The sequence below is a fragment of the Frigoribacterium faeni genome, from assembly GCF_011761235.1.
In the GTDB taxonomy this organism is placed as follows: domain Bacteria; phylum Actinomycetota; class Actinomycetes; order Actinomycetales; family Microbacteriaceae; genus Frigoribacterium; species Frigoribacterium faeni_A.
Genome location: NZ_JAAOYW010000002.1, coordinates 976,611 through 993,749, shown reverse-complemented (window position 1 = coordinate 993,749; position 17,139 = coordinate 976,611). Strand labels below are relative to the sequence as shown.

Sequence of the window (17,139 nt, the reverse complement as noted above, 5' to 3'; positions counted from 1 at the left end):
GCGGTCCGCCGCGCTCACACGAACGCCCTCAGCTGCTCGACGACGAGGTCGGGCCGGGTGACGAAGGGGTGGTGCCCGGTGGGCAGGTCGACCGAGCGCGTGGCACGCGCGGCGTGCTCGCGCTGCAGGGCGACGGAGGTGCTGCGGTCGTCGACGCAGACGAGGTAGGTGGAGTCGACGCCCTGCCAGCCGGCCCGGGTGGTGGGCGTCCCGAACGAGGCGGCGTCCTGCGTCGTCACGCGGCGGAAGGCCTCGCGCTGCTGCTCGGGCGTGCCGTCCTGCAGGAACCGCGCCCCGAACGAGTCCGCGTCGTAGCCCGCGACGCCGAGGCGTCCGTCGCCCGCGTCGGCGATGCGCACGGGATCGGCCTCGCCGCCCATGACCGCTCCCTGCGAGAGCCCCACCTCGGGCAGGTACGACGAGACGAGCAGGAGGTGCGCCACGGCCGGGTGCGCACCGGCCTCGGCCAGGACGGTGCCGCCGTAGGAGTGCGCGACCACGATCGCCTCGTCGGTCTCGTCGAGGAGCCGGCGCAGGGCGGCGGCGTCGGCGACGAGGCCCGTCGCGGGTGCGTCGGGGGCGGTGTCCGCGCCCGCGACCGCGCCCGCGCCCGCGCCCGCGCCGATGCTCGTGTCGCGGCGGCCGTCGGCCGGTCGCTCGCCGCACGAGGGCAGGGCCAGGGAGCGGCTGCGGACGCCGGTCTGCGCCTCCATCAGCTCGGCGGTCGGCCGCCACCACCACTGGCCGTCGCGCACCAGGGCGCCGTGCACGAAGAGGATGTCCATCGAGGGTCCTTCCAGGGGGCGGGCAGGTCCGTCCGCCGCGCCCGAGGACGCCGACGGCCTGCCCTGAACCTACGAGCCCCGTGCGGGTCGGGCAAGGGCCCGAGCCGAGCCGAGGGCGGGTCTTCCGGGCCGAGGGCGGGTCGCCGCCGACCCGCCCTCGGCCCGGAACACCCGCCCTCGAGCAGGCGGCAGCAGGCGGCAACAGCCCGCAGCGCCGCGCCTCAGCCGCGCAGCTCCTCCTCGAGCTGCTCGAGCGAGCGGCCGCGCGTCTCGGGCACGCGCGTGATCGCGAAGACGAGCGAGGCCGCGTTCAGCACCGCGAAGACGAAGAAGGTCGTCGAGATGCCGATGCCGGCGACCAGCATCGGGAACGTGAGGCTGACGAGGAAGTTCGTCGACCAGAGCACGAGCACGGTGACCCCCGTGCCGACGCCGCGCAGTCGCAGCGGGAAGATCTCGGACAGCATCAGCCAGACGAGCGGGCCGATGGTGCCCTGCATGGTGCCGACGAAGCAGATCACGAACACCAGCACGACGACGGCCCGGGCGGTGCCCTCGGGCACGAGCACCGACGACAGCCCGATCAGCAGGTGGAACACGGCGATGCCCGCGAAGCCGACGATGAGCATCGTGCGGCGGCCCACGCGGTCGATGACCCGCAGGGCGACGAGCATGGCCGCGACGGCGACGACGCCGGCCCCGACGTTGGCGACGAGCGCGCCCGACTGCGAGAAGCCGGACTGCTGCAGCACCTGCGTGCCGTAGTACATGATCGAGTTGATGCCGGTGAGCTGCTGGGCGATCGCCAGTCCGACGCCGACCACGAGCACCCTCCGCAGCCACGGCGCGGCGACGAGGTCGCGCAGGCGGGCCCGTGCCGCCTCCTGGCCCTGGGCCGCGAGCTGACGCACCTCGGCCATCTCGGCGTCGGCCCGGTCGTGGGCGCGGATCTGCCGCAGCACGGCGAGCGCCTCGTCGTCGCGGCCCTTGGAGATGAGCCAGCGGGGGCTCTCGGGCACGCGCAGCATGCCGACGAAGAGGGCGATCGCGGGCAGCGCGGCGACGGCGAGCATGAACCGCCAGACCTCGTCGTGCTGGCCCCAGACGCTGCCGATCACGGCGTTGATGGTGAACGCGGCGAGCTGCCCCGAGACGATCATCAGCTCGTTGCGGCTGACGAGGCCGCCGCGCTGCTCGGTGGGCGCCAGCTCGGCGAGGAACACCGGCACCGTCACCGAGGCCCCGCCGACGGCGACGCCGAGGAGGCAGCGGGCAGCCGCGAGGAACTCCCACGTCGGCGAGACCACGCAGGCCAGGGCGGCGACGAAGAAGAGGACGGCGAGCGCCCGGATGGTCGGGCGGCGGCCGATCGCGTCGGAGACGCGCCCGACGAAGAACGCGCCCACGGCCGCGCCGACGAGGATCGCCGAGACCACGACGCCCTCGGTGGCCGGCGTCAGGCCGAGGCCCTGCTCGAGCGAGTCGAGGGCGCCGTTGACGACTCCGGTGTCGTAGCCGAAGAGCAGGCCGCCGAAGGTGGCGACGATCGCGACGCGGCCCAGGCGGCGGCTGTGCGGGCCGCGGGTGAGCGCGGGCAGGGCGGGGCGGCGCGCGGCACTGTCGTCGTGTCGGGCGCGGTCTGTCGCTGGGCCGCTGTCGGCGGCAGGTGATGTCGTCACGGGGAGCGAGTGACGGGAATCGAACCCGCGCTACCAGCTTGGGAAGCTGGAGTTCTACCATTGAACTACACTCGCGCAGCCGCCAGGCGGCCGGTCCGCTCGAGAGCGGGACGTCCCCACTATAGCGACCCGCACCTCCTCGTCCGGTCCTCTTCACCGGGTCTCCGCCCGCCCGCCGACCCCGGTCAGGCGGCCGCAGGGCACGACCTGCTGTGAATGCGGACGGCCCGGCTCCCCTCGCCGTACGGTCGCCCCATGATCACGAAGAAGACGCTGCTCCCCCTCGCCGCCCTCATGCTGCTGCCGCTGACGGGGTGCACGGGCGGCGCCCAGGTCGTCGACCCGGCCGGCGACGTGCCCGGCGACCAGAAGACGGCGACCAGCCCCGCCCAGGCCAACCAGGTCGACTGCACCCGCGTGCTCGACAGCGCCCTGAACGCCCTCGGCGACGAGGTCGACGACGACGTGCTGCTCGCCTACGCCCGCGAGGACGACGGCACCTGGTACGTCGCGGCGCCGGTCGGCGAGAACAACGTCCTCAGCGACACGGTGGGCCTGTGGACCACCACCGGCGACGTCGAGTCCGACGAGTTCGACGGCACCTTCGAGTCGGTCAACGACGACGCGCAGTCGTCGTCGACGTGGCCCGTCGCGTCCGACGCGTCCACCGCCGAGGAGTCCGACGCCGGCCAGCAGGCCCTCAGCTGCATCGCGGACGCCGGCGAGACCGCCCGCTAGCGAGCGAAGGAGGCGCGGGCCGGTCCTCGCAGGCCGACCCGCGCCTCCTGCTTCACACGTCGCGCACCCCGTGCGCAACCCCCTGGTGCGGAACGGCCCGCACGTGCTCCCGCGGACGACACTCGGCAGATCACCGCGACCACGACCGCGGGCGGGCACGGGAGCCCGCGCCAGAGGAGCAGCCATGCGAGAACTCAGCATCGTCGAGGCGCTGACCGCCGTCGAGAACGCGTCCGGGCTCGACCCGCTGATCGACAGGGTCGCCGGCGTCGTCGACGCGGTCGTCAGGCCGCGCGGCCTCAAGGACCTGCTGCACGGCGTCCCGGCCGGCCACCCCCTGCACCCGGTGCTCGTCCTCGTGCCGACGGGCGCGTGGATCAGCTCGGCCGTGCTCGACTTCATGCCCGGGCAGGAGAAGGCGTCGCAGGCGCTGGTCGGGGTGGGGGTGCTCGCCGTGGCGCCCGCCGCCCTCGCCGGCTTCGTCGACTGGGCCGCGGCGCACGAGCAGCAGAAGCGCACCGGCCTGGTGCACTCCGTCGCGAACCTCGTGGCGACGGGGCTCTACGGGGCCTCGTACCTGCAGCGAGTGCGGGGCCGACAGGCGAGCGCGAAGCTGCTCGGGCTGGCGGGGCTCGGGGCCGTCGGGCTCGGAGGGTTCATCGGCGGGCACCTCGCCTACCGGCAGGCGCTCGGGGCGAACCACGCCGAGGACGTCCCGCACCTCGTGAGCCCCGGCTGGCACGCCGTGACGCGGCTCGACGCGCTGCCCGAGGGCGAGCTCACCGCGCTCGAGGTCGACGGCGAGCCCCTGGTCGCGCTGCGCCGCGGCGACGAGGTCGACGTGCTCTCGAGCGTCTGCAGCCACCTGTCGGGGCCGCTCTCCCAGGGCGAGGTCGTGCTCGACGCGGGGCGTCCGGGCGAGGCCTGCGTCTCGTGCCCGTGGCACGACAGCGTCTTCTCGATGCGCACCGGCCAGGTCGTGCACGGCCCGGCGACCTCGCCGCAGCCCGTGTTCGACACGCGCGTCGTCGACGGGGCCGTCGAGGTGCGCCTGCCGAACGCCGGCTGAGGCGCGCTGCGCGCGCTGCCGCGCCGCGCCGCGCCGCCCGCGCTACACCCCCTTTTCCGCACCACGCCTCGAAAGATCGGGGTGTGGTGCGGCGAACGGGGTGTCGCCGTCTCAGCGGGCCGGCGCTGACGGCGCCGCCGCGGTGAAGCGCGCGTCCGTCGCCTCCAGCACGCGGAGCACGTTGCCCCCGGCCAGTGCGCGCAGGTCGTCGGCGCTCCACCCGCGCCGGCGCAGCTCGGCGGCCAGGACGGGGTAGCGCGACACGTCGCGCAGGTCCGGCGGCAGCACGGGGGTGCCGTCGTAGTCGCCGCCGAGGCCGAGGTGCGCCGCACCGGCGACGTCGCGGGCGTGGTCGACGTGGTCGGCGACGTCCGAGACCGACACGGGAGGCGCCTCCTCGGTGGACCCTGCCTCGAGCCAGTCCGCGTAGTCGCGCGAGACGAACTGGGGCACGAAGGTGATCATCACGACGCCGCCGTTGTCGGGCAGCCGGCGGAGGACGTCGTCCGGGACGTTGCGGGGGTGGTCGGCGACGGCGACCGTCGAGGAGTGGCTGAAGACGACGGGCTGCGTGGCGACGTCGAGGGCGTCGCGCATCGTGGCCGGCGAGGTGTGCGAGAGGTCGACGAGCATGCCGATGCGCTCCATCTCGGCGACGACCTCGCGACCGCGGTCGGTCAGGCCGCCGTGCGGGTGCGCCCCGGTCGCCGAGTCCGCCCAGGGAGTGTCGTCGTTGTGCGTCAGGGTCATGTAGCGGACCCCGAGCCGGGCGAGGACGCGGAGCACCGCCAGGTCGTCGCCGATCGAGTGCCCGCCCTCGGCCCCGAGCAGCGACGCGATGCGGCCGGACGCCACGGCCGAGCGCACGTCGGCGGCGGTCCGGGCGAAGGCGAGGTCGTCCGGGTACCGGTCGACGATGCGGTGCGCCAGGTCGATCTGCTGCAGGGTCGTCCGGACGGGGTCGGGCTCGTCGGCCGGCACGAACACCGACCAGAACTGGCCGACGACGCCGCCCGCGCGCAGCTTCGGGATGTCGGTGTGGAGGGTGCCGGTCTCGGCGTCGATGCCCTCGACCCCCGACCCGTAGGCCTCCCGGCGCTCCCAGGGGAGGTCGTTGTGCCCGTCGATCACCGGGAAGGGGGTCTCGTCGAAGGTCATGCGCCGACCGTATCGCCAGGCGTTCCCGAGCCGTCGCCGCTGCACCCCGTTCGCCGCACTACACCCCGATGGAACGGGGTGCAGTGCGGCGAACGAGGTGTTCCGCCGGCGAACGACCGAGCGCGGGGCGCCTCCCGCGGGCATGATCGACGGATGAAGCTGAACACGCCCGTCGGTCGGGTCGTCTACGTGCTCAGCGTCGTCGCCAGCGTGGCCCTCGTCGTGACCTTCTGGGTGGCCTTCGACCAGCCGGTCATCGTGAAGGTGCTGTTCACCCTGTTCGCCCTGGGCATCGACGTCTGGAACGGCAAGCTCGCGTTCGGGTCGACGCCGACCTCCTCGGCGCGGTAGGGACTCGCTGGTCCGCGGGGCGCGGCCCTGACGCGACGTGCGCACGGTCGTGGCCGGCCGTCCAGGGTGACGGCACCAGCGCCTCCTTGGCTACGGTGTGGTGCATGTCAGACGTCGTCTTCTCGTTCGGGACCCTGCAGCTGCCCGAGGTGCAGCGGGCCCTCTTCGGCCGGGTCGTCCCGACCGTCCCCGACGCCCTCGCGGGCTGGGTCGTGGGCGAGCTGCGGATCGTCGACCCCGAGGTGATCGCGACGAGCGGCAAGGAGGTGCACCCTGCGCTCCGTCCCGGGGCCGACGACGACGTGGTGCAGGGCGTCGCGCTCGACCTCACGCCGGACGAGCTGGCAGCCGCCGACCACTACGAGCGCGTGTCCTACCGCCGGGCCGCCGCCTCCTTGGTGTCGGGGCGCGACGCCTGGGTGTACCTGCCCCGGTGAGCCCGGGCGGCGAGTGCGCCTGAGCCGGACGCCGAGCTCGCCTAGAGCCGGTCGACGAGCTCGCCTAGAGCCGGTCGACGACGAACCAGAACAGGCCGCCGCCGACGCCGATCAGCACCAGGTTCACCAGGATCGACCGGACGGGCAGCCACGGCGACGGACGCTCGACCACGACACGGGCCTCGACGGGGCGCGCGTGCGGGAGTGCCTCGTGGTCGCTCATGAGAGGAGCATGCCCGACGGGGTGCTCCGGCGCCAGCGTGGATCGCCGCGGCCGGGGCCCGGCACCCGGCGTCCGGCACCCGTCAGCGGGCGTGCGGGGCGTCGCCGTCGTCGTCGCCGTGGCTCCGCTGATCGGGGTCGAAGCCGCGGTCGAAGACACTGTCGGCGCGGTACCAGACCACGATCCCGGCCACGATGAGAATCGTCGGGAGGGAGCGGGCGATCCACGCCGCCCATCCGATCCCCGGCGCGACGGAGGCCACGAGCACCGGAGCGGCGATCGTCACCATGCCGGCGACGACGAGGCCGACGGCCAGGCGTCGGCGTCTCCGAGCTGCGGGGGACTGCACGGGGGCATCCTGACACCGATCCGCGGGCGACGCGCGGCGCCGCCGTCGCGCCCGCCCCGGCGACTCCCGGCGCCCGGCCGCCCCGACCCCGGGCCGTTGCGCTCGCTCGGCCGCTGCCCCTAGCGTCGGCGGGGATGATCGACGCAGAGATCCTGGCCGCACTCGAGACGTGGACGCCCCCGCGGGTCGCCACGGTGAACCCGTCCTGGCGGGACGACCTGGCGAGGTGGGCGGAGCCGAGCCTCGCGCTCGTCGGCGACGCCGCGTGGGGCGGGCGGGTGCGCGACGCGGTGGGGCTCCCGGTCGCCGACCCGTTGCTCTGGGCGAACCGCCGCATCGAGCTCGAGTCCGGCAGGTGGGCGGTCACGGGCATCCGGTTCCGCGGCCGGGACGTGGCCGCGCCCTTCGTCGACGTCATCGCGACGGACGTCGGCCCCGACGCGGAGGGCATCGCCGAGCTCGCCGGGGTCCTGCCGCACTACGAGCCTTTCGCGCCGCTGTGCCTGAGGGTGCACCTGCCGGGCGACGCCCGGTCCGCCGCCCTCGCCGGCCCCTTCACCGCCGTGACCGACCAGCTCGTCGTCGCCGGCCCGGTCGCCCGGATGACCGAGCACGAGCCCGGCCCCCGGTCCGACGCGGTGCAGCTCGTCCGCACCACGCCGGACGAGGCCGCGGAGCGCGTCGCGCAGATCTACGAGGAGGCGCGGCGCACGACTCCGCGCCTGGCCGACTGGGCGACACCCGCCGACGCCGACCAGCTCGAGGACGCCGACGACGAGGACCCGCTGTTCGACGTCGTCGTCGACGGCCGGGCCGCAGGCGTCGTCGCGTCCGTGCGCGAGGACGCCTACGGCTCGACCGGGTTCGTGGTCGAGGAGATCGCCCTCGACGCGGAACACCGAGGGCGCGGGTACGGCCCCGCCGTCCTCCGGCACCTGGCGCGGCGGCTCCCGGCCAGCGCCTCGGACGTGCTCTGGGGCCACGTCCACCCCGACAACGCCCCGTCGCTGCGCAACGCGGTCGCGAGCGGGCGCGGGGTCGTCTCGTCCCTCGTCTGGATCACGCCCGACGGCTGGCCGGGGATGCCGTAGCCGCAGACCGCCGATCGCCGACGCGACGTCAGCTCGGACGCCCTCGCGCACCCGGCGTTCGTCGGCCGCGGGCGCCCAGGCCGCGGGCCCGCGGGACGTGTCGGGCGCACCCAGGCCGCGCCGCACCTCCTACGGTGGCACGATGCGTTCCCTCATCCGGCTCGACGACTGGTCGGCCTCGGACATCGCCCACGTCTTCGCCCTCGCCGACGCGTACGGCGACGGTCGGGGGCCGGTGACGAGCGGGTGCGCCGTGATGTTCTTCCCGCCGACCAGCCTGCGCACGCGCGTGACGTTCGAGCGGGGCGCCTCGCTGATGGGGATGCAGCCGATCGTGCTGCCCGAGACGACCCTCGACAAGTCCGAGGCCCTCGGCGACGTCGCCGGGTACCTCGGCGTCTGGGCCGACGTCGTCGTCGCGCGGCACCCCGACCTGGCCGTCCTGGCGGGGCTCGCCGCCGCCGAGGCCGTCCCGGTCGTCAACGCCATGACCGCCGAGAACCACCCCTGCGAGGTGCTCTCCGACCTCTGGTCGCTGCGGCGCGGCAGCGAGCTCGAGTCGTTGCGGTACCTGTTCGTCGGAGCCGACGGCAACATCTCGCGGGCCTGGCAGGAGGCCGCCCGGGCGCTCGGGCTCGACCTCGTGCAGTGCTGCCCGGCTGGGCTCGAGACCCCCGGCGCCCGGACCACCGACGACCTCGCGACGGCGATCCGCTCCGCCGACGTCGTCGTAACGGACGGGCCGGGCCGGCACGAACAGCTGCTCGCTCCCTACCGGATCACGGCGGCCCTGCTCGACACGGCCCCGGAGGGGGTGCGCTTCACCCCGTGTCCGCCCTTCGTCCGCGGGCGCGAGGTGAGCGCGGACGCCCTCGCGCACCCGGCGTTCGTCGGCCACGGGGGCAAGGCGGGTCTGCTGCCGGTGCAGCAGGCGGTCCTGGCGTCCTGCCTCGGCCTGTCCTGACGGGCGGGCGGGCGAGCCTGCGCGGCGAGCGCGCGGGCCGGGCAGGCGAACCTGCGCGTCGGCCCGGCCCGGCCCGGCCCGGCCTAGCTGCTGAACACCCGCAGCGCCGCCTCGCTCAGCGGGCGGTCGGCGAACACGAGCCGGACCGCGTCCGGGTCGGGGTTGCCGGCGTCGTGGCCGCGCCAGACGACCTCGAGGCCGGCACGCTCGGCCGTGCGACGCGACCCCTCGTTGTGCTCGAGGAGGCGCGCCACCAGGGGCAGGTCGCGTCCCGTCTCCGAGAGGGCGGCGCGTGTGGCCGCGACGAGCTCCTGGGCGTAGCCGTGCCCCCACGCCGACGGCGTCAGCCGGTAGTAGAGGTTCCAGGCGAGCCCGCCGCGCAGGCTCGGACCGCCCATGCCGACCAGCGCGCCGGTGGCCGTGTCACGGAGCACCCAGACGTCCAGGCCCTTCGCCTCCCACCCGGCGAGGTAGCCCTCGACGAGCTCCTGCGTCTGCGCGAGCGTGGTGTGGCGCGCGGACGGGAGGTGCCGCCACGTCTCGGGGTCGGAGTGCAGGTCGTGGAGCTCGGGCAGGTCCCGGGGCGTGGGGCGGGTGAGCGTCAGGCGCTCCGTGGTCGTGGGCGAAGGCGTGGGCGAGCTGGGCACGAGCACCATCCTGCCGTGAGCCGGTCGGCATGCTGTGAGCCGGTCAGCCCGCCGCGACCTCGATCGGCAGCTCGGCGCCCGTCTGCTCGCCGGTGCCGGACCGGACGACGAGGACGGCGCCTCCTGGGGCCAGGTCGTCGGGCAGGTCGAAGGTGCCCTCGACGGTGAAGCGGGAGCCGCTCGCGGCCTCGACCGTGCCGAGCAGGTACCGCTGCGCGCCGGCGGTCGACGTGAGGGTGACGTCGACGTCCTCGGCGGCCTGGTTCGTGCCCCCGGTGTCCTCGCAGCGAGCGGTCATCCAGTCGACGCTGAGCTGCACGTGCCCGCCGGGTCGGAGGTCGGAGTCGCCGAGCACGATCTCCTTCACGGCGCACGAGGCGGCCGCGCCTCCCCCGTCGACGGAGCTGCAGCCGGCCGCCGTCGCCACGAGCAGGAGCGAGAACGCACCGGCGAGCGCCCGGGCCCGGGCACGTGCCGTGCCCGCCCTCGTGCCGACGCTCGCCGTCTCGCGCATGGGGGCAGCTGACCACGACCCCGGCCCGCGCGTCAAGGACGGTGGTTGACCGGCGAGCCCCGGCCCCGGCACCATCGGTGCATGAGCATCGGTCACAGGGCGGCGGCGGTCGCAGCCGCAGGCGTCCTCGCCCTCACAGGATGCGCCGCCCAGGGCGCACCGCTCGCGGCTCCCTCGACGCCCGGGGCGACCGCCACGCCCGTCTCACCCGGATCGTCCGCCCCACCCGCCTCGCCTGGCTCCGTCGGCGAGCTCGCGGCGACCACGACGGTCCTCGACCGGGGCGACCAGCCGGCGCTGTGCCTCGGCGCCGTCGGAGAGTCGTACCCGCCCACCTGCGGCGGGCCGGCGGTCGAGGGCTGGGACTGGTCCGCCGTCGAGGGGGCGCAGACCTCCGGCGGCGTCACCTGGGGCGACTTCGACGTCGTCGGCACCTGGGACGGCAGCGCACTGACCCTGACCCGCACCCCGGTCGCGGCCGACCCCGACAGGGTCGTCGACGCGCCGATCGCCCTCCCGCCGGCCGACCCCGCGAACGCCCCGGCCGTCGACCGGGCCCTGCAGGACTACGTGGCCGACGCCGACACCGAGGAGGCGGTGCTCACGGTCGGCGAGGAGGCCGGCCGGGTGCACGTGGGCGTCGTGTTCGACGACGGCTCCCTGCAGCGGCGGGCCGACGAGCTCTACGGGGCCGACGTCGTCGTGCTCGACTCGGCGCTCGCGCCCGTCTGACGCGGGGGCGAGCTCACGTGACCGTCACTCGCGACGCTCGCGGCGCCTCCTCAGCTGACTCAGCAGTGCCCGGACGAAGTAGACCTCGAGCCCGATGCCGACCGCCACGACGCCCAGCGCGATCACGAGGTCGGCGCCGGACACGCCCGTCGTGACCGCGTAGATCGGGGCCGCGACCACGATCGCCGTGCAGACCAGCACGTTGAACCACGCCCCGACGACGCCGCCGGGCGCCTCGGGCATCCGTGATCGCCCTGTGTCCATCGTGTCCTCCTACGCTCGTTCGATCGCCAGCATCGCGAACCCGACGCCGAAGACGAGCCACGACGCGATGACCCACGGGAACACGATGTGCTTGCGGCCCTGGTAGACGGGGCCGCCGTCGCGCTCGTGGTGCACCAGCTCGTAGACGATGCCGCTGAGGAAGCCCGCGAACCCGATCACGACGAGCACGTACGGCAGGGCGTTCATCGGTCCTCCGGGGGCGGTGGGCGCAGGCTGGGCGCGACGTCGGGACGCGCTCCCCCAGCGAACCACGCGATCGCGGAGGAGGCGCGGAGCAGCCGGGCCGGGCTGGGCCGGGCCTGCCGGGCTGCCCGCCGCCGGGCGGCGTATCGTCGCCCGCATGAGCGATCACGACGACACCACACCGGACACCGCCCCCGACGGCTCCACGGACATCACCGACGAGCAGGCCCAGCACACGGAGGAGCTCGCCGACGGGTCGAAGCCCGGCCTCGTCGACGACGACAAGGACTCGGACGCCGACAAGGCCTGACCCGGCTCCCTCGCACTCTCCGAGAGGCCCCGATCCGACGTCCCCGCACCCGCGGGGGTCGGATCGGGGCCTCTCGCCGTCCAGGGCCGGGGCCAGGGCCGGGCCGGCGCCGGCGGGGCGTACCGTCGGGTGCGGCGCGCGCCGCTGCGCGCCTCGACAGGAGCGCACCCATGGAATTCAGGTACCTCGGCAACTCGGGCCTCAAGGTCTCCGAGCTCACGTTCGGCAACTGGCTCACGCACGGCTCGCAGGTCGAGAACGACACGGCGACCGCCTGCGTGCGCGCCGCCCTCGACGTCGGCATCTCGACCTTCGACACGGCCGACGTCTACGCGAACACCCAGGCCGAGACCGTCCTCGGCGAGGCCCTGAAGGGCGAGCGCCGCGAGTCGCTCGAGATCGCCACCAAGGTCTACGGCCCGACCGGCCCCAAGGGCCACAACGACACCGGCCTCAGCCGCAAGCACATCACCGAGTCGATCAACGGCTCGCTGAGGCGGCTGCAGACCGACTACGTCGACCTCTACCAGGCGCACCGCTACGACGTCGAGACCCCCCTCGAGGAGACGATGCAGGCGTTCGCCGACCTGGTCCGCCAGGGCAAGGTGCTCTACGTCGGGGTCTCCGAGTGGAACGCCGAGCAGCTTCGCGACGCCCACGCGCTCGCCCGCGACCTCGGCGTCCAGCTGGTCTCGAACCAGCCCGAGTACTCGCTGCTCTGGCGGGTCATCGAGGAGGAGGTGGTCCCGACCTCGAAGGAGCTGGGCATCTCGCAGATCGTCTGGTCCCCCGTCGCCCAGGGCGTGCTGACCGGCAAGTACACGAAGGGGGCCGAGCTGCCCGCGGGCAGCCGCGCCACCGACCAGAAGGGCGGCGCCTCGATGATCGAGCGCTGGCTGCGCGACGACGTGCTCGACGCCGTCGCCCAGCTGCGGCCGATCGCGGACGACCTCGGCCTCACGCAGGCGCAGCTCTCGCTGGCGTGGGTGCTGTCGAACGAGAACGTCGCGTCGGCGATCATCGGCGCCTCCCGGCCCGAGCAGGTGGAGTCGAACGCGGCGGCGTCGGGCGTGGTGCTCGAGGCCGACGTGCTCGCGAAGATCGAGGCGGTCTTCTCGGGACTGGCAGAGACCGACCCGCGCAAGACGCAGATGCCGGCGGGCCGCGGGGCCTAGGCCGCCGCGGCCGGAGGAGCCGAGTGGTCACCATCGGTCCCCGGGGCCGTTCCCCGAGACCGGGGCCGACCACTCGACCCGACCGGGCCGTCTGCCGGCGACGGGCCGACCGCCTCCTGGGTCGTTGTGTCTTCCCTGTGTGTCTGCCGGACGGCGGTCGCACCCGGTCGGGCGGGGCTACCGTCCACGGCACAGCCGGGACATCCCGGGACTCAGCAGGAGGAGGAACCGCATGTCCATCGGAGACAAGGCCAAGGACGCAGTGCAGAAGGCAGCCGGACACGTCGAGGAGGCCGTCGGCAAGAAGACCGACGACGCCGAGCTCACCGCGCAGGGCCAGAAGGACAAGTCGATGAGCGAGGACCGCCTCGCCACCGAGCGCGCCAAGGACGGCGACCAGCACTGATCCACCGGGGCACCGGGCTCTCGCAGTCCGTGTGCCCGCCCAGTCCGAGCCCGGCTCCCCCCAGGGGTGCCGGGCTCGACTGCTGCCCGGGGTGTGTGCGGTGCGGGCCCGTGCACACGGAGTGCTCGTGACGCTCTGCAGATGCCGACCAGGGGACCCGCAATTCGGGGATTCCCGGTGGTTGCAGGGCCCGAGGTCGCCCCGTTGTCGGCATGTGCGGCAGGGGCACGATCGCGGAACCGGTCGCCGCGGACCTGCGGCCGCAAATGCCGAACAGTCATCCCGCGATACCCGGATTTCTGGTGGTTGCAGGGCCCAAGACCGCCCCGTTGTCGGCATTTGCGGTTCGCGCAGCAGGGGCACGATCGCGGTACCGGTCGCCGCGGACCTGCGGCCGCAAATGCCGACCAGTCGTCCCGCAATACCGGGATTCCCGGTGGTTGCAGGGCCCAAGACCGCCCCGTTGTCGGCATTTGCGGTTCGCGCAGCAGGGGCACGATCGCGGTACCGGTCGCCGCGGACCTGCGGCCGCAAATGCCGACCAGTCGTCCCGCAATACCCGGATTTCCGGTGGTTGCAGGGCCCGAAGTCGCCGAATTGTCGGCATTTGCGACGGGAGGCCGGCGACTGCGAACGGGCAGACCGCCGGAGGCGCGGCGCGAGCGAGCAGGAAGACCGCAGGAGGCGCGGCGCGAGCGAGCAGGAAGACCGCAGGAGGCGCGGCGCGGGCGAGCAGGGCGAGCGCCGGAGGTGCGGGGGCGCTTGGGCGCCAGGGCTCACTCGGGGTCAGGGGCCGTCGGGGCCCGGGGCGGGCTCTACGGTGGGGGGATGAGCGACGTCGCCGAGTCCGCAGCCGTGTCCGCCTCCGATCGGCTCAGAGGAGCGCGGTGGGTCGTCACCGGGGCCGCGGGGCAGATCGGCGTGCACCTCCGGGCGGCGCTGCACGACCTCGGCGTCGTGCTCGTGTCGACCGACGTCGTCGAGGTCCCGCCGGTCGGGTCAGGCGCCGGGGCAGACGCCGATGCGACCGCAGACGCAGACGCGACCGCAGACGCCGCCGCGGCCGCCGAGCAGCGCGAGGTCGTCGACGTGGCCGACCTCGAGGCCCTCACGGCGCTCTTCGCCGGCTGCGACGGGGTCCTGCACCTCGGCGGCATCAGCGACGAGGCCGACTTCCACGACCTGGCGACCGTGAACGTCGTGGGCACGTACCACGTGCTCGAGGCAGCCCGGCGGGCGGGCGTCGGACGCGTCGTCTTCGCGAGCAGCAACCGCCTCACCGGCTCGTACGACACCGAGACGACCGTCGACGTCGACATGCCGCCGCGGCCCGACGGCTTCTACGGGGTCTCGAAGGTCGCGGGCGAGGCGCTCTGCCGCCTCTACTCCGACAAGTTCGGCCTCAGCACGATCGCGATCCGCATCGGCAGCTACGGCGACGCCCCGGAGGACACCCGGCAGCTGCACACCTGGCTCAGCCGCGCGGACGCCGTCCGGGCGTTCGTCGCCGCGATGACCACCGACGTCCACGTCGCCGTGTTCTACGCCGTCTCGGCGAACCGCGACGGCTGGTGGGACCTCGCCGCGGGCGAGGCGCTCGGGTTCTCGCCGCAGGACGACGCCTCCGCCGTCGCCGGGGCCGCGTCGCTGCCCGAGCCGGACGGCACGGCCCCGGCCGCCCCCTCCGGCCCGGCCGGCCCGGCCGGCCCGGCCGGCCCGCAGGGCGGCCCCTACGCCTCGCCGGAGTGGTCGCTCGACCGCATGACGCGCTGACAGGCCGAGCCGGGCCGGGCCGGCCCGAACGACGCCGAGCCGGCCCGGGACCGGCCCGAGCCCGAGCCCTGCCGCCCCTACGAGAAGTCGACGTCCGAGCAGGAGAAGAACGCCTCGTTCGACTGCACGGATCCGTCGGCCTTGATGTTGCCTTGCCAGACCGTGTAGACGACGTGGTGGCCGGTCTTGCCCTCGGGCAGGGCGACCGGCAGCTCGAACTCGCCGCCTCGGCCGCTGGTCGTCGCCGGCTCGACCGAGTCGGCGACGAGGAACGGCGTCGGCTCGAGGGCGTCCCAGGTCAGGGGCTGCGAGTCGTCCCAGCCGTCCTTCGTGACCCAGTGCGTGAACGTGTAGGGGTTGTGCACGGCCGTCGCGCGGAACCGCAGGGTGGTCTCGGAGCCGGCACGGAGCGCGGTCGTCGGGAACGCGCCCACGGCGTCGAGGCCGGCGTCGGCGGGGTTGCCCGCGGCGCAGAGGGCGCCGTCGTCGATGAGCGAGCGGTACTGCGGCTCGGCGGCGCCCTGGCGGGTGTCGCCGACGACGATCTGGTTCCAGTTGCTGAACGGGTGCTCGCCGCTGACGGCGAACGCGGTGTCGCAGCCCTCGTAGCCGGTCTGCCCGGTGGGCCAGTCGGCGACCCCGAGCTCCTTGCAGGCGAGCGCCCGGCTCTTCGGGAAGTCGGAGGTGCCGTGGGCCGACGCGGGGGTCGCGAGGCCGACGACGACGAGGGCGGCGACACCGGCCGCGGCGGCGAGCTGCGTGCGTTTCGTGGTCTTCATGGGTGGTCTCTCTCGGGGGTCGTGCGGGTCAGCGGACGGTGACGGGTGCGGTGGGCTCCGACCAGCTGCCGTCGGGCAGCTGCGCGCGCACCTGGACGGTGTGGCCCGCGGCCGGAGTGCCCGGGCCGAGCGCGAGGTGCCGGGTCTGGCGGCCCTGCTGCACGGCGGCCGACTCCTGGTCGCCGACGAGCAGGGTCTGGACGCCCTCGCCGTCGAGCAGGATCTCGTAGCGCCGGAACGCGCCGTCGCGGGGCGTCCAGCTCAGCGCGACGCGGTGCATCGTGAGCGTGCCGTCCTGGTAGGAGCCGGCCACGGCGGCGACGTCGGCAGGCGTGCCCGCGCCGGGCAGGGCGGGCGCCTCGTCGGCGGTCGTCACGTCGACGACGGCGGCGTCGGACTCGTTGCCCGCGGCGTCCCGGGCCACGACGCCGACCGTGTACCCGCGGCCCGGTCGCAGGCCCGTGAAGGTGGTCGACGTGCCGTCCGTCCGGCGCTCGACCCGCGTGCCGTCGCCCTCGAGGACGGCCGTGTAGCCGGCGACCCCGACGTCGTCGCGGGACGCGTCCCACGAGACGCTCGCCGTGGAGGCGGTGACGTCGGCGACGCGCAGCCCGCCCGGCACCGTCGGCGCCGAGGTGTCGTCGACCGGCGCACCCGGCAGGGTGACGGAGCTGGCGGCCGACCAGTCGCCCTCGTTGCCGGCGGCGTCCAGGGCGCGCACCCGGTACTCGTAGGTGGCCCCGGGCTCGTGGCCGGGGACGTCGAGCATGCGCCGGGAGCCCTCGACGTACATCAGGTGCTCGCCGTCGCGTTCGAGCTCGTAGCGGTCGACGCCGACGTCGTCGACGGCGTGCGCCCACATGACGTGGACCCGGTCGTCGTGCGAGAAGTCCGTGGTGAGGTCGGTGACCGTCGACGGCTTCTCGACGTCCTCGCCCGGGGCAGGGGCACCGCCGCCGTCACCGGCGCCGGGGGCACAGCCCGTGACCGCGGCGCCGTCGACGTCGCACGCCTCGGGCGCGAGGCCCGCCGTGCCGTCGCCCTGGATGCCGAACGCGACGTGCGCGGTCGCCCCGGGGGCGAGAGGCGACTTCGGCGTCACGACGACGTGGTCGCCGTGCACCTCGGCGTCGGTGGCCCACGAGGCGTCGTTCGTGAACGTGCCGTGCGGGACGGTGAACGAGAGCGTCCAGTCGCGGGGAGCGTCCGTGCCGTTGCGGACGACGAACTGGCCGCCGCCGTACCAGGTGCTCGAGGTCGAGAGCTCGAGCTCGGCCGAGAGGGAGCCGGAGGCGGGCGCCGTGAGGGCGAGGGCCGCCGTCGGCAGCGCGACCGCGGCGCACAGCGCGCCGACGGCGACGACCGCGACGCGGCGGGGGTCTGAGGAGAGCAGTGAACGTGGCATGACGGCAATATGTCACACGAAGAACTCGGTACGCAACGTTCTGTCTGTTTCCGGGCGCACGACAGCGCCCGACGACGCCCGGGGCG

General features: G+C 74.6%; 22 protein-coding genes and 1 tRNA gene. 11 read left to right on the top strand and 12 right to left on the bottom strand.

All coding sequences use genetic code 11. The features are described from left to right. Positions 1–14: 14 nt before the first annotated feature. The 3 genes from FHR78_RS11200 to FHR78_RS11190 form a co-directional block, all read right to left on the bottom strand. Positions 15–785 (bottom strand): alpha/beta hydrolase, encoded by a 771-nt coding sequence (locus FHR78_RS11200; RefSeq protein WP_166760543.1) that lies wholly within the window; start codon positions 783–785, stop codon positions 15–17. A 221-nt stretch (positions 786–1,006) separates the two neighbouring features. Continuing rightward, on the bottom strand, positions 1,007–2,464 hold the full coding sequence (locus FHR78_RS11195; protein ID WP_347878156.1) for a sugar porter family MFS transporter: 1,458 nt from the start codon (positions 2,462–2,464) through the stop codon (positions 1,007–1,009). A gap of 4 nt (positions 2,465–2,468) precedes the next feature. Beyond that, positions 2,469–2,539: transfer RNA gene (locus FHR78_RS11190), tRNA-Gly, on the bottom strand. Positions 2,540–2,719: 180 nt separating this feature from the next. On the opposite strand from FHR78_RS11190, the gene FHR78_RS11185 reads away from it, so the two are divergent. Both FHR78_RS11185 and FHR78_RS11180 read left to right on the top strand, forming a co-directional pair. After that, positions 2,720–3,202, top strand: coding sequence for a hypothetical protein (locus FHR78_RS11185; RefSeq protein ID WP_166760542.1), 483 nt, complete (start codon positions 2,720–2,722; stop codon positions 3,200–3,202). Between the two features lie 184 nt (positions 3,203–3,386). After that, positions 3,387–4,271, top strand: a complete 885-nt coding sequence (locus tag FHR78_RS11180; RefSeq protein WP_166760541.1) for a DUF2231 domain-containing protein — start codon at positions 3,387–3,389, stop codon at positions 4,269–4,271. A 111-nt stretch (positions 4,272–4,382) separates the two neighbouring features. On the opposite strand, the gene FHR78_RS11175 is transcribed toward FHR78_RS11180, so the two are convergent. Next, positions 4,383–5,429 (bottom strand): dipeptidase, encoded by a 1,047-nt coding sequence (locus FHR78_RS11175; RefSeq protein WP_166760540.1) that lies wholly within the window; start codon positions 5,427–5,429, stop codon positions 4,383–4,385. A 153-nt stretch (positions 5,430–5,582) separates the two neighbouring features. On the opposite strand from FHR78_RS11175, the gene FHR78_RS11170 reads away from it, so the two are divergent. Continuing rightward, on the top strand, positions 5,583–5,780 hold the full coding sequence (locus tag FHR78_RS11170; protein WP_166760539.1) for a hypothetical protein: 198 nt from the start codon (positions 5,583–5,585) through the stop codon (positions 5,778–5,780). Positions 5,781–5,884: 104 nt separating this feature from the next. Then, positions 5,885–6,217 carry a gamma-glutamylcyclotransferase family protein gene (locus FHR78_RS11165; protein ID WP_166760538.1) on the top strand — a complete coding sequence of 111 codons (333 nt, stop codon included), beginning with the start codon at positions 5,885–5,887 and terminating at the stop codon, positions 6,215–6,217. 64 nt (positions 6,218–6,281) lie between these two features. On the opposite strand, the gene FHR78_RS11160 is transcribed toward FHR78_RS11165, so the two are convergent. After that, positions 6,282–6,440: a hypothetical protein gene (locus tag FHR78_RS11160; RefSeq protein WP_166760537.1), complete on the bottom strand. Its 159-nt coding sequence runs from the start codon at positions 6,438–6,440 to the stop codon at positions 6,282–6,284. An 82-nt stretch (positions 6,441–6,522) separates the two neighbouring features. Continuing rightward, positions 6,523–6,789 (bottom strand): hypothetical protein, encoded by a 267-nt coding sequence (locus tag FHR78_RS11155; protein ID WP_166760536.1) that lies wholly within the window; start codon positions 6,787–6,789, stop codon positions 6,523–6,525. Between the two features lie 134 nt (positions 6,790–6,923). Between FHR78_RS11155 and FHR78_RS11150 the strand changes: the two genes are divergently transcribed. Both FHR78_RS11150 and FHR78_RS11145 read left to right on the top strand, forming a co-directional pair. Next, complete coding sequence (locus FHR78_RS11150) at positions 6,924–7,880, top strand: GNAT family N-acetyltransferase (RefSeq protein WP_166760535.1); 957 nt, start codon at positions 6,924–6,926, stop codon at positions 7,878–7,880. Between the two features lie 142 nt (positions 7,881–8,022). Continuing rightward, positions 8,023–8,844 (top strand): ornithine carbamoyltransferase, encoded by an 822-nt coding sequence (locus tag FHR78_RS11145; protein WP_166760534.1) that lies wholly within the window; start codon positions 8,023–8,025, stop codon positions 8,842–8,844. Between the two features lie 83 nt (positions 8,845–8,927). Here the strand turns inward: FHR78_RS11145 and FHR78_RS11140 are convergent, their stop codons facing one another. Beyond that, the gene (locus FHR78_RS11140) at positions 8,928–9,491 is read right to left on the bottom strand and encodes a GNAT family N-acetyltransferase (protein WP_347878155.1); all 564 of its coding nucleotides are present in this window, start codon (positions 9,489–9,491) and stop codon (positions 8,928–8,930) included. Positions 9,492–9,534: 43 nt separating this feature from the next. Then, positions 9,535–10,005 (bottom strand): hypothetical protein, encoded by a 471-nt coding sequence (locus FHR78_RS11135; RefSeq protein WP_166760532.1) that lies wholly within the window; start codon positions 10,003–10,005, stop codon positions 9,535–9,537. Positions 10,006–10,086: 81 nt separating this feature from the next. On the opposite strand from FHR78_RS11135, the gene FHR78_RS11130 reads away from it, so the two are divergent. Next, a complete protein-coding gene (locus FHR78_RS11130; RefSeq protein WP_166760531.1) occupies positions 10,087–10,737 on the top strand; it encodes a hypothetical protein in 651 nt (216 codons plus the stop codon). Between the two features lie 24 nt (positions 10,738–10,761). Here the strand turns inward: FHR78_RS11130 and FHR78_RS11125 are convergent, their stop codons facing one another. After that, on the bottom strand, positions 10,762–11,001 hold the full coding sequence (locus tag FHR78_RS11125) for a hypothetical protein (protein ID WP_166760530.1): 240 nt from the start codon (positions 10,999–11,001) through the stop codon (positions 10,762–10,764). 9 nt (positions 11,002–11,010) lie between these two features. Next, positions 11,011–11,208, bottom strand: a complete 198-nt coding sequence (locus FHR78_RS11120) for a hypothetical protein (protein ID WP_166760529.1) — start codon at positions 11,206–11,208, stop codon at positions 11,011–11,013. 154 nt (positions 11,209–11,362) lie between these two features. On the opposite strand from FHR78_RS11120, the gene FHR78_RS11115 reads away from it, so the two are divergent. From FHR78_RS11115 to FHR78_RS11100, 4 genes are all read left to right on the top strand, one after another. Beyond that, positions 11,363–11,515, top strand: a complete 153-nt coding sequence (locus FHR78_RS11115; RefSeq protein ID WP_166760528.1) for a hypothetical protein — start codon at positions 11,363–11,365, stop codon at positions 11,513–11,515. Positions 11,516–11,685: 170 nt separating this feature from the next. Next, positions 11,686–12,690, top strand: a complete 1,005-nt coding sequence (locus FHR78_RS11110; protein ID WP_166760527.1) for an aldo/keto reductase family protein — start codon at positions 11,686–11,688, stop codon at positions 12,688–12,690. A 232-nt stretch (positions 12,691–12,922) separates the two neighbouring features. Further along, complete coding sequence (locus FHR78_RS11105; protein WP_123548416.1) at positions 12,923–13,096, top strand: CsbD family protein; 174 nt, start codon at positions 12,923–12,925, stop codon at positions 13,094–13,096. Positions 13,097–13,924: 828 nt separating this feature from the next. Continuing rightward, the gene (locus FHR78_RS11100) at positions 13,925–14,869 is read left to right on the top strand and encodes an NAD-dependent epimerase/dehydratase family protein (RefSeq protein WP_166760526.1); all 945 of its coding nucleotides are present in this window, start codon (positions 13,925–13,927) and stop codon (positions 14,867–14,869) included. Between the two features lie 77 nt (positions 14,870–14,946). Here the strand turns inward: FHR78_RS11100 and FHR78_RS11095 are convergent, their stop codons facing one another. Then, positions 14,947–15,648 carry a lytic polysaccharide monooxygenase gene (locus tag FHR78_RS11095; RefSeq protein ID WP_166760525.1) on the bottom strand — a complete coding sequence of 234 codons (702 nt, stop codon included), beginning with the start codon at positions 15,646–15,648 and terminating at the stop codon, positions 14,947–14,949. Between the two features lie 28 nt (positions 15,649–15,676). Then, the gene (locus tag FHR78_RS11090) at positions 15,677–17,053 is read right to left on the bottom strand and encodes a fibronectin type III domain-containing protein (protein WP_166760524.1); all 1,377 of its coding nucleotides are present in this window, start codon (positions 17,051–17,053) and stop codon (positions 15,677–15,679) included. Positions 17,054–17,139 lie beyond the last annotated feature (86 nt).